This is a genomic window from Paraburkholderia sp. 31.1 (assembly GCF_014397645.1).
Taxonomy (GTDB): domain Bacteria; phylum Pseudomonadota; class Gammaproteobacteria; order Burkholderiales; family Burkholderiaceae; genus Paraburkholderia; species Paraburkholderia tuberum.
This window is the reverse complement of record NZ_VZQN01000041.1, coordinates 63984-74827: the sequence shown is the minus strand read 5'-3', so window position 1 is coordinate 74827 and position 10844 is coordinate 63984. Positions and strand designations below refer to the sequence as shown.

Below are 10844 nucleotides of genomic sequence, written 5' to 3'. Positions count from 1 at the left end.
TCAACGACATCTGTTGCAAGGTCTTTTCCTCGGCTTCGCTCAGCTCTACAACACACTTCATCTGGACTCCGGCGCAATGGGGTCGCCGAAGTTAACAAAATTCAAACGCGTTTACCAGCAACACTTAAGCGTGGAACTGGACGGCGTAAACTATGCCGGAACTTATCGCGTAATGACGGGCACCGTCGTCGTCCATTTCGCGAACGAGAGCAAATTCGCCTCGTATGCGCCGAATCGGCCGGAGACCGTCGCCCGTTGGCTGCTCACGGATCTGTGTCGCAAGGCCGAATCGCGTCGGCGCAACGCGGCGAAAAAATAGCCCGCGGCGCGCACTGTGATTGGCCATTCGACGGTCACAAAAAAAGACCTGCATTTGGATTGCAGGTCTTTTTTATTTTGTGACAGCTGCGTCTAATGCAACGCGCTGAGGGTGACGCGCTCACGCATACGCGGTCTTGCGCGCCGATACGCACGCGTAATAGCACACCGCGCCGATCGCAAGCGACGGCAGCGTCGCGCCGACGTTCGGTAGCCATTGATTGATCACCTGGTACGAGGCGATGCCGATCGCCCAAGCGACGAACGCGCTCAGGTGCCAGCCGCCCGAGAAGCCGTAGCGGCCGCGCACATCGGCGAGCACCGCGGCGTCGACGCGACGCTTGCGCACGATGAAGTGATCCATCAGCACGACGCCGAACAGCGGCGCGAATACCGAGCCGATCAGCAGCAGGAAGTTCTGGTACTTCGCCATCGGCACGAGCAGCGCGATCAGCGTGCACAGCGCACCGAACGCGGCCGACAGCAACGGCACGCTCGCGCGCGTCCAGAACGTGCCGGTCGACACCGCGGCCGAGTGGATGTCGGCGAACGCATTGTCGATTTCGTCGATCAGAATCAGCAGCAGCGCAAACCCGCCGCCCGCTTGCGCGAGCGCGCCGGTCAGCAATGCATCGCCGCCGCCGGCAGCGAGCCCGTAGACCGCGCCGAGCGCATAGAACCAGATGTTCGCGATGCCATAGCCGGATAGCGTGCCGCGGAACGTCTCGCCGGCGCGGCGGCCGAAGCGCGTGTAGTCGGCGATCAGCGGCAGCCATGACAGCGGCATCGCGACCACGAGGTCGACCGCGCCGCCGAACGACATCTCGCCGGTGCCGGGACGACGCATCAGGTCCGCGAGATTGTGGCGTGCGAGCAGGTTCCACGTGAGCCACGCGGCGCCCGCGAGCAGCAGCCAGATCCCCCACTTGCGCAGAAAGCGCCGCACGAACGACAGCGGGCCGCTGATCGCGAGCAGCGTCGCGAGCACGCCGAAGATCACGGTCCACACGAGCGGCATCGACAGGCCGAACGCCTGTTTCGCGAGCGCATCGGCGGAATCGCGCATCACGATCACCTCGAACGAGCCCCAGCCGACCAGTTGCACCATGTTCAGCACGGCCGGCAACGACGCGCCGCGCACGCCGAGCGTCGGACGCAGCGACGACATCGCCGCGAGCCCGGTGTCGGTGCCGATCACGCCCACGAGCGCGAGCAGCACGACGCCGATCACGCTGCCGAGCACGATCGCGACGAGCGCGTGCGGCAGCGACAGCCCCGGCACCAGCAGCGCGCCCGCCTGGGCGACGAGCAGGCCGATGCCGAGCGAGAACCACAGCGCGAACGCGTCGCCGGTGCGAAACGCGCGGCGCGCGTCGGGCACCGGCGTGAGCGGCGCGTAGGTGGAGCCGGCGTCGCCGGCGACGGAATCTTGAGCCATCTGATGTTCGTTCCTGTTGGTGGTGCTGTGATTCTTTGCGTTGCCGGCGCCCCGGGTCGGCCATCGCCTGGCCGCCGTCACTGTCATAATGCAGGACGTTGCCCGCGTTCGTGCCTGTGTTTGCGGCCGGACGCGGGCTTTGCGCTTGTCCCGCGAGGCGCTGCTCCGAAGCGGTGCGTGCCCCGGAAAGCCGAGATTATCCCCAAAACGTCATGTTTGAAGAAACCCGTGCCAATGTTCCGCTCGCCGAACGCCTGCGGCCACGCAATATCGACGAAGTGATCGGCCAGTCGCATCTGCTCGGTCCGAACAAGCCGCTCAGGGTCGCGTTCGAATCGGGCGAGGCCCATTCGATGATCCTGTGGGGCCCGCCGGGCGTCGGCAAGACCACGCTCGCGCGGCTGATGGCCGATGCGTTTCACGCGCAGTTCATCGCGTTGTCGGCGGTGCTGTCGGGCGTGAAGGATATCCGCGAGGCGGTCGAAACCGCGCAGATCCATCGCGCGAACGGCCATCAGACGCTGGTGTTCGTCGACGAAGTGCATCGCTTCAACAAGAGCCAGCAAGACGCGTTCTTGCCGCACGTCGAGTCGGGCCTGTTCGTGTTCGTCGGCGCGACGACCGAGAATCCGTCGTTCGAGGTCAATAGCGCGTTGCTGTCGCGCGCCGCCGTCTACGTGCTGAAGAGCCTGACCGACGACGAGCAGCGCGAGCTGCTCGAGCGCGCGCGAAAGGAACTCGGCGGCCTCACGTTCACCGACGAAGCGCGCGCCGCGCTGATCGGATCCGCCGACGGCGACGGCCGCAAGCTGCTGAACAACCTCGAGATCGTCGCGCGCGCGGCCGCCCGGCAGAAGACCACCGAAATCGACGGCGCGTTATTGGGCAGCGCGCTCGCGGAGAATCTGCGCCGCTTCGACAAGGGCGGCGACGCCTTCTACGACCAGATCAGCGCGCTGCATAAATCCGTGCGCGGCAGCAACCCGGACGGCGCGCTGTACTGGTTCTGCCGCATGCTCGACGGCGGCGCGGACCCGCGCTATCTCGCGCGTCGCATCGTGCGCATGGCGTGGGAAGACATCGGCCTCGCGGACCCGCGCGCCGCGCGCATCACGCTCGACGCCGCCGAAACCTACGAGCGTCTCGGTTCGCCCGAAGGTGAGCTCGCGCTTGCGCAGGCGATCATCTATCTGGCGGTCGCGCCGAAATCGAATGCCGGGTACAACGCGTACAACGAGGCGCGGCGCTTCGTCGGCAAGGACCAGTCGCGCGCGGTGCCGGTGCATCTGCGCAACGCGCCGACGAAGCTGATGACGGAACTCGGCTACGGCCACGACTACCGCTACGCGCACGACGAACCCGATGCGTACGCGGCCGGCGAAACCTATCTGCCCGACGGCATGCGCGAGCCGCATTGGTACGAGCCGACACCGCGTGGTCTCGAAGGCAAGATCGGCGAGAAGCTCGCGCGCCTTGGCGAGCTCGATGCGCGGTGGCGCGCCGAGAACAAGCCGAAGAAGGCTTGAGGCGTTTCACCTTTGCCGGTGCGTTAAAATCGCGTTTTCATACAACGAACATCCGTCCCATCCCATGCTCGACATCCAGTTGCTGCGCAAAGACCTCGACGGCGTCGCAAAGCGCCTCGCCGACCGCGGCTATACCCTCGACGTCGCGGCCTTCACCGCGCTCGAAGCGGAACGCCGCGATACCCAGACCCGTACCGAAGAACTGCAGGCGCGCCGCAACAGCCTGTCCAAGCAGATCGGCGCGATGAAAGGACGCGGCGAAGACACGTCGGCGGTGATGGCCGAAGTCGGCGGCATCGGCGACGAGATGAAGGCGTCGGCGGTCAAGCTCGAAGACATCCAGAAGCGTCTGTCCGATCTGCTGCTCGACGTGCCGAATCTCGCGCACGAAAGCGTGCCGGTCGGCAACGACGAAGCCGGCAACGTCGAAGTGCGCCGCTGGGGCACGCCGCGCCAGTTCGACTTCGAGGTCAAGGATCACGTTGACGTCGGCACGCCGCTCGGCCTCGACTTCGAGACCGGCGCGAAGCTGTCGGGCGCGCGCTTCACGATGCTGCGCGGCCAGATTGCGCGGCTGCATCGCGCGCTCGCGCAGTTCATGATCGACACGCACACGCAGCAGCACGGCTATACCGAGATCTACACGCCGTACATCGTCAATCCCGACATCCTGTACGGCACGGGCCAACTGCCGAAGTTCGCGGACGATATGTTCCGCGTCGAAAAGGGCGGCGGTGAACACACGGTCACGCAGTACCTGATCTCGACCTCGGAAATTTCGCTGACGAACACGGTGCGTGAGAGCATCGTCGAAGCGGACGCGCTGCCGATCAGGCTGACCGCGCACTCGCCGTGCTTCCGCTCGGAAGCGGGCTCGTATGGCCGCGACACGCGCGGCATGATCCGCCAGCATCAGTTCGACAAGGTCGAGATGGTGCAGGTCGTAGCGCCAGGCGCATCGTACGACGCGCTCGAGCAGATGGTCGGCCATGCGGAGGCGATTCTGCAAAAGCTCGAACTGCCGTATCGCGTGATCACGCTGTGCACCGGCGACATGGGCTTTTCCGCAGCGAAGACCTACGACCTGGAAGTGTGGCTGCCCGCGCAGAACACCTATCGTGAGATTTCGAGTTGCTCGAATACCGAGTCGTTCCAGGCGCGACGCATGCAGGCACGCTTCCGCAACGCGCAGGGCAAGCCGGAGCTCGTGCATACGCTCAACGGCTCGGGTCTCGCGGTGGGCCGCACGCTCGTCGCGGTGCTCGAGAACTTCCAGAACGCCGATGGCTCGGTGACGGTGCCCACGGCACTGCGGCCTTACCTCGGCGGCGTCGAGCGGCTGCAAGTGCCGGCCGCCTGAGCGTCGCCGAGGCGCGCGCAGGCGCGGTGTCGTCGCGTGTCTGACGATGGATGCCGCGAACGGCATCGAGGTCCCGCGAAAATTTTTTAGAAATTTTTTGGATGAGGGGGCTTGGAAAACTAATTCGAGCTGTTCTATAATCTTTTTCTCCCAAGCAACGGCCCGCTTGGATCCGACGATGCAGTAGCGAGTTGGAATACCCGGAAAGGTGGCAGAGTGGTCGAATGTACCTGACTCGAAATCAGGCGTACGGTTTCCCCGTACCGTGGGTTCGAATCCCACCCTTTCCGCCAAATTCTGAACCCCTTGATTTCACCGAGATCAAGGGGTTTTTTGCTTTGAGTTCTCGAATGGCTTTGCCAAGGCAATTCGAAATTATTCAAGCATCATTTCTATTTTGGCGAAATCCTTTGTTTCAATTTTTTACATAAGCCATTTGTTGCTCGTGGTCTTTTTCATCTCATTTCCATACAAATATCATAAGTCATCCGTGCTGCACCGTCCCCTAATTCATAGAGCGGACATATTCTGGGCGTGGCTATTGCACGCTATAAGGGGTCGAAGTCAGAAAATTTGCGGGCGACCCGCCCCCCGATCGACTTCTGAAAGTGCGAATCTTCGCCGACCCCACAGATCTCGGCAAGATCTGCCCTTTTTTACAGATAAATACGATTTTTGGTTGGGCTCGGTCATTCGTTCAGGGTACGATTTACGCCGTCAGAAGCTTTTACAGGAAGAATTTTCCTGAAAATGAAAGCTTCGGCAATTAATCAGTAAACGTTTGCACCGCAAAGGTTTGCACCGCAAACGTTTGCGAACCAACGCGCACCCAGCCCTGTCAATCTGAACCACCGCGAGGAGCACCTTCGCGCGCCTCGGTTCAATCGGACAACACAGACGTGCGTTCAAAGCACTTCGGGACAATAGTCTTTAAGGCCTGCAAATTCATTTGCATCGAATCCTTATTGATTGTCCGTCGAATCACAACGAATTCACCTTTTGGTCTTTTTATCGGGAATTTTCCCGACATTTGGAATTACTCCGCGATGATAAAACGACGTCAATTCATTGGGGGCCTGACGGCCCTGAGCGCAAGTTATCTTTTGACCGCGTGTGGTGGGGGAAGTGGGTCATCGAATGCGACTGGCAAGGCAGCCGCCGCGACCGGTGCTTCCGGTGCCGCGGCAGCGTCGGGTGCGTCCGCTACCTCCAGCACCGCGGACAATACGTCGCCGGTCGCGAAGGCGAGTGTCCCGAACATGTCGCCCGATGGCACCTCACTGCCTTCCGCGCCGTACATCATCGACCAGTTCGGCGCGACGTGGACGCTCTCCAACGGCGTCATCTATCGCAACGGCGCGACGTTCGGCATCACGTACAACGTGTCGCTCGTGTTGTTCTACGGCGGCAAGATCTGGCATTGCGGCACGGGCGGCGAGTTCTACGTCACTGCGGACGTCCCCAACCTATGGCTGCATTGCAACGATCCGCGCATCGCGATCACACCGCAGGCCGGCATGTTCTATGGCATGAACGGCCACTTCGACTACACGTACACGCCCCAGCAGATCGTCTCGATCCTGAAGGCCATGGGCTGCACGAGCTATCGCGTCGGCGTCACCAACAATGCGACCCAGCTGAACGCGGCGATCGGGCTCGCACAGGCTTTCCAGGCGGCCGGCATGACGTTGGTCGCGCTGATCGACCAGGGCGTCTACGACTCCAACGGCAACCTGCTGGCTGGCGAGAATGCCGCTTACAGCCAGGGTTACGCGGTAGCGCAGTCGGTCGCGAACGCACTGAAACCTTATGGCGTGACCATTTACGAATGCGGCAACGAGTTGACGCGCACGAACGCCACCGTGCTCGACTTCAACGCTGCGGGCACGAAGGCAGCGGACTTCAACAACGCGAACTGGCCGGTGATGCGCGGCGTGATGCGCGGGATGATCGACGGCGTGAAAGCGGTTCAGTCGAACGCGAAGTGCGGCATCAATTTCTGCGTGAACGATGTCGGCGCGGCGGACGCGCTGTGGGACGGTAATCAGCCGGATGGCAGCGGCGGTTACCCGACCGTGCGCTGGGACATCACCACGTGGCACAACTACGAGGTGTATGGCGATGTGTTCTCCCTCGGTGCGGACGGCGCCCAACCTGGCTTCGACCTGCCGATCTATTGCAAGGCCCGGTATGGCGTGCCATTCATCATCACCGAGTGGAACACCGGACCGGAGCAAAACGAGACCTATCGTGGGAACTACATCACGACGAAGCTCGGCGAGTTCTATCAGAACCGCAAGACGCACAATATCCAGGCCGTCATGTATTACGTGCTCGATAGCGGCGACCAGACCTTCGGCATCATGATGAACGGCTCGCCGTTGAATCCGTCGTACAGTGCGTTCCAAAGCTTCACGGCGGCCCATCCCGACAACTAAGCCGCGGATATTGACGTAAGCAGGCCCGCACGTCTGTGGTCGATGCGGCCCGGTGTCAAGGGCAGCACGTCGCCGGGCCTGACAGCGGCGCCCAACCCTTGCCTTCAGCGTATCGAGGCCAGGGGACGGGCGTCTCATCCCACCCGAAACCCTTCCATCATCTCCCTCAATGCCCGCGCCTGTCCCGCGAGCGACGCGGCGGCCGCCGCGCTTTCCTAGACGAGCGCCGCATTCTGCTGCGTGACCTCGTCCATCTGCGTGATCTCGATGCCCACCTGCTGAATCCCATCGCTCTGCTCACGCGACGCCTGCGCAATGTCACCGACGATGCTGGTCACGCGCGCGATCGCCGCTTCGATCTGCTGCATCGTGCCGCCCGCGTCTTCGACGAGTCCCGCGCCGCGTTCGACGCTTGACGTCGAATCGGCGATCAGCGCGCCAATCTCGCGCGAGGCTGCGCACCTCGCCGGCGACGACCGCGAAGCCGCGACCCTCGTCGCCGGCACGCGCGGCTTCGACCGCTGCGTTGAGCGCGAGGACGTTGGTTTGAAATGCGATGCTCTCGATCGTGCTGATGATGCCCGTCATCTGCGCCGAGCCCGTGTGGATCGCGCGCATCGTTTCGATCATGCTGCGCGACCGCGGCGCGGCCATGCGCGGCGAGGTTCGACGCGCCGCGCGCGAGCTCGCTCGCCTGTTCGGCATTGCTCGCATTGAGCTGCACGGTCGCGGTCAGCTGCTCCATCGCGGAGGCCGTCTCGCCGAGCGCGACGACCGACGCATAGTGCACCGCTGCGTCGGAGAAGGCATTCATTCGCGCGTTCCGGCGCTGGTCGGCAATGGCGCCGAAGCAGTACGCCCGCAATCAGCGTGATCCGTACGATATGGCGAAGGGCGGAACGCAGCGGGCGGCATGACGAAACGCCCGAATTTTAGTTCGGGAAACTGAACGATCACGATGTCCGGCTCGATGATCGTTCGAGTCCCTTGGCCGCCAGTCCATCTGAACGAGCAGGCCCGCAAGCTGGCCGAGCAAAAGCCCGTCATAGTGATTCGGGCGCGCGCCAGGGCATAGCTCCAATAGCGCCACCGCCTCCTCCCGCGCACCGCTTCAGCCGATTTGCGCGGGGTCCATCCGCGATCCTCTGTACAATTGCCCGAAATCGCCCAATCGAGCGGCGGTTGCGGGCCGCCGGGCTTTCGGGCGCGGCGGGTCATCTCGCGCTTGACCCGCGACTCACATCGACTGAATTCATGGCCATTACCTACAAGACTCCCGACGATATCGCGAAGCTGCGCATTGCGGGCCGCCTAGCGGCCGATGTGCTGGCAATGATCGGCAAGCACGTCAAGGCAGGCGTCTGCACCGACGACCTCGACGCGCTGTGCAACGACTACATCGTCCACACGCAGAAAGCGATTCCGGCCAACGTCGGCTATCTGGGCTTTCCGAAGACCGTCTGCACGTCGGTCAACCATGTCGTGTGTCACGGCATTCCGAATCGCAACGAGATCCTGAAGGACGGCGACATCCTCAACATCGACGTCGCGATCATCAAGGACGGCTATTTCGGCGACACGAGCCGCATGTACTGCGTCGGCCAGTCGAGCACGGTCGCGCGTGCGCTGATCGACACGACCTACGAGGCGATGGTGGCCGGCATCCGCGAGGTGAAGCCGGGCGCGACGCTCGGCGACGTCGGCCACGCGATCCAGAAGGTCGCGCAGCGCGAGGGCTTCTCGATCGTGCGCGACTACTGCGGGCACGGCATCGGCAAGGTCTATCACGAGGACCCGCAGGTGCTGCACTATGGGCAGCCGGGGCAGGGGGTGCGCCTGAAGCCGGGCATGGTCTTCACGATCGAGCCGATGATCAACGCGGGCCGCGCCGGCACGTCGGTACAGCGCGACGGCTGGACCGTGATCACGAAGGACCGCTCGCTGTCGGCGCAATGGGAGCACATGGTCGCCGTGACCGACGACGGCTATGAACTGCTGACGCCGTGGCCGGACGGCACGGGCGACTACGACGCGCCGTGAGCGGGACCGCATATTCTGGTCAATAATAAATTTGACTCGCCGGCCGGTTCGGTTAAAGCTACGCGTTAGGGTTTCCAGGGGTTTCGTCTGCATGAGTCCGTCATTGACCGTTCGCCGCATCACTGCTGATCAGGGCGCCGTTTTTCGCGAACTCCGCACGGCCTCGCTGCGGGAGGCGCCGTACGCCTTCGGCGCGACGCTCGAGGACGCGTTGTCGGCCGATGCCGCCAGTTTCGACGCGACCGCGGCGAATCACGCGGTTTCGCAGTCCGTCGGTGCATTCCTGCTCTATACCGAGGGTCATCCGGCCGGGCTGATCGAGGCGCATTTCGACGACACCGCGGCGCGTCGCGCGTTCGTCTGCGAGTTGTGGGTGGCGCCGGCCGTGCGCCATCTGCGCGGCGGCGAGCTGCTCGTCGATACCGCGAGCAGCTGGCTCGCGAATGCGGGCGCCACGGAAATCTACGCGTGGGTCGCCGACGCGAACCGCAACGCGATGCGCTTTTACGAAGCGCTGGGCTTTGGCCCGACCGGCGAGCACCGGCGCGTCGAGCGCGCACCCGAGCAGGTCGAAAGTCTGCTGGTGCGGCACGTGCCGACTACTTCGCAGGTGTTACAGCAGTGATCGCCCAAGCGGCGCGTCGCGTGCGCCGCTCGTCTTCGCCGTCCCTTCATCACGGTCTTTTCCCGCCAGCGTTTCTTTCGCACCGTCGCGCGTCGATCGCATCGACGACACGCGTTGCGCTTGCGCGCGCGAGCACCGATTCTCCCGGGAAAAATAGTGGCCGCGCGCTTGTACGCCTGTAAAATACGCAAAATTTTTCGCCGAACGCTATGTCGCCCAAGAAATCGCCCTTTTTCGAACTGCGCAGCGGCTCTGTCGACACGCTGATGTTCGTGGTCAAAACGACCGACCTCGATGCGATGCGTGCCGAGCTGACGCGACGCTTCGAGGCGACCCCTGAATTCTTCGCTAACGACGTCGTCGCGATCGACGTGCGGCGTCTCTCCGGCAACGAACGCGTGCCGCTCGCCGACATCGCGCAACTGCTCGACAGCGTGCGCATGCGTCCGGTCGGCGTGGTCGCGAATGCGGAGCAACAGTGGGCGACGGAGTCGGGATTGCCGTTGCTCGAAGCGCGCGATCGCCGCGGCGCGCCGGCGAAGCAGGCCGATGAGGACAGCACGGCGAGCGCGGCAAACGCGGCGGCGGGCACCGAGGCAAGCGCGGGCACGAGCGCGTCCGCCAGCTCTGCATCCGCAACCGCCAGCGCGGCCACGGGCACGGCCGCTGCCGCCGCCGTCGAACCCACGCCCGCCGCCGAGCCGGTGCGTCTTGCCACGTCGCCGCAAACGATGGTGGTCGACAAGCCGTTGCGCTCGGGTCAGCGTATTTACGCAAAAGGCGATCTGGTCGTGCTCGGTCTGGTCAGCTACGGCGCCGAGGTGATCGCCGAAGGCAACATCCACATTTACGCGCCGCTGCGCGGCCGGGCATTGGCCGGCGTGCAGGGCAATCACGACGCGCGCATCTTCTGCACGTGTCTCGAACCGGAACTGATCTCGATCGCGGGCATCTATCGAACGACCGAGAACCCGCTGCCGGCCGACGTGCTCGGCAAGCCGGTGCAGATCTGGCTCGAAGAAGAAAAACTGATGATCGAACCGCTGCGGCTCACGTAAAGCGCCGCGAAACGCGCGCTGCCCGGAGCGATTGCGCGGCA

At 63.6% G+C, this 10844-nt stretch carries 8 protein-coding genes, 1 tRNA gene and 1 pseudogene; 8 read left to right on the top strand and 2 right to left on the bottom strand.

Annotated elements, in window-relative coordinates; all coding sequences use genetic code 11:
• A partial coding sequence (locus F6X37_RS27625) for a hypothetical protein (RefSeq protein WP_222944953.1) occupies positions 1-319 on the top strand: 319 nt, incomplete at its 5' end.
• A 120-nt stretch (positions 320-439) separates the two neighbouring features.
• Here the strand turns inward: F6X37_RS27625 and cytX are convergent.
• Complete coding sequence (cytX, locus tag F6X37_RS27620; protein WP_187613487.1) at positions 440-1756, bottom strand: putative hydroxymethylpyrimidine transporter CytX; 1317 nt, start codon at positions 1754-1756, stop codon at positions 440-442.
• A gap of 212 nt (positions 1757-1968) precedes the next feature.
• On the opposite strand from cytX, the gene F6X37_RS27615 reads away from it, so the two are divergent.
• The 4 genes from F6X37_RS27615 to F6X37_RS27600 all read left to right on the top strand — a co-directional run bounded on the left by F6X37_RS27615 (position 1969) and on the right by F6X37_RS27600 (position 7080).
• Positions 1969-3282 (top strand): replication-associated recombination protein A, encoded by a 1314-nt coding sequence (locus tag F6X37_RS27615; protein WP_187613486.1) that lies wholly within the window; start codon positions 1969-1971, stop codon positions 3280-3282.
• A gap of 64 nt (positions 3283-3346) precedes the next feature.
• Positions 3347-4642 (top strand): serine--tRNA ligase, encoded by a 1296-nt coding sequence (gene serS, locus F6X37_RS27610; RefSeq protein ID WP_090803484.1) that lies wholly within the window; start codon positions 3347-3349, stop codon positions 4640-4642.
• A gap of 202 nt (positions 4643-4844) precedes the next feature.
• Positions 4845-4935: transfer RNA gene (locus tag F6X37_RS27605), tRNA-Ser, on the top strand.
• 753 nt (positions 4936-5688) lie between these two features.
• Positions 5689-7080, top strand: coding sequence for a hypothetical protein (locus F6X37_RS27600; protein WP_187613485.1), 1392 nt, complete (start codon positions 5689-5691; stop codon positions 7078-7080).
• A 134-nt stretch (positions 7081-7214) separates the two neighbouring features.
• Here F6X37_RS27600 and F6X37_RS37700 read toward each other — a convergent pair.
• Positions 7215-7849 (bottom strand): annotated as a pseudogene (locus F6X37_RS37700) (methyl-accepting chemotaxis protein); the annotation flags it as partial.
• 485 nt (positions 7850-8334) lie between these two features.
• Between F6X37_RS37700 and map the strand changes: the two are divergent.
• The 3 genes from map to minC all read left to right on the top strand — a co-directional run bounded on the left by map (position 8335) and on the right by minC (position 10803).
• Positions 8335-9120, top strand: coding sequence for a type I methionyl aminopeptidase (map, locus tag F6X37_RS27590; RefSeq protein ID WP_187613484.1), 786 nt, complete (start codon positions 8335-8337; stop codon positions 9118-9120).
• 91 nt (positions 9121-9211) lie between these two features.
• Positions 9212-9745: a GNAT family N-acetyltransferase gene (locus F6X37_RS27585; protein ID WP_090803490.1), complete on the top strand. Its 534-nt coding sequence runs from the start codon at positions 9212-9214 to the stop codon at positions 9743-9745.
• A gap of 209 nt (positions 9746-9954) precedes the next feature.
• Positions 9955-10803, top strand: a complete 849-nt coding sequence (gene minC / locus F6X37_RS27580) for a septum site-determining protein MinC (RefSeq protein ID WP_187613483.1) — start codon at positions 9955-9957, stop codon at positions 10801-10803.
• Positions 10804-10844: the final 41 nt, after the last annotated feature.

Excerpts from the sequence above, each read along its gene's own strand:
- cytX (WP_187613487.1), bottom strand. The coding sequence starts at position 1,756 with ATGGCTCAAGATTCCGTCGCCGGCGACGCCGGCTCCACCTACGCGCCG.
- F6X37_RS27615 (WP_187613486.1), top strand. The coding sequence starts at position 1,969 with ATGTTTGAAGAAACCCGTGCCAATGTTCCGCTCGCCGAACGCCTGCGG.
- serS (WP_090803484.1), top strand. The coding sequence starts at position 3,347 with ATGCTCGACATCCAGTTGCTGCGCAAAGACCTCGACGGCGTCGCAAAG.
- F6X37_RS27600 (WP_187613485.1), top strand. The coding sequence starts at position 5,689 with ATGATAAAACGACGTCAATTCATTGGGGGCCTGACGGCCCTGAGCGCA.
- map (WP_187613484.1), top strand. The coding sequence starts at position 8,335 with ATGGCCATTACCTACAAGACTCCCGACGATATCGCGAAGCTGCGCATT.
- F6X37_RS27585 (WP_090803490.1), top strand. The coding sequence starts at position 9,212 with ATGAGTCCGTCATTGACCGTTCGCCGCATCACTGCTGATCAGGGCGCC.
- minC (WP_187613483.1), top strand. The coding sequence starts at position 9,955 with ATGTCGCCCAAGAAATCGCCCTTTTTCGAACTGCGCAGCGGCTCTGTC.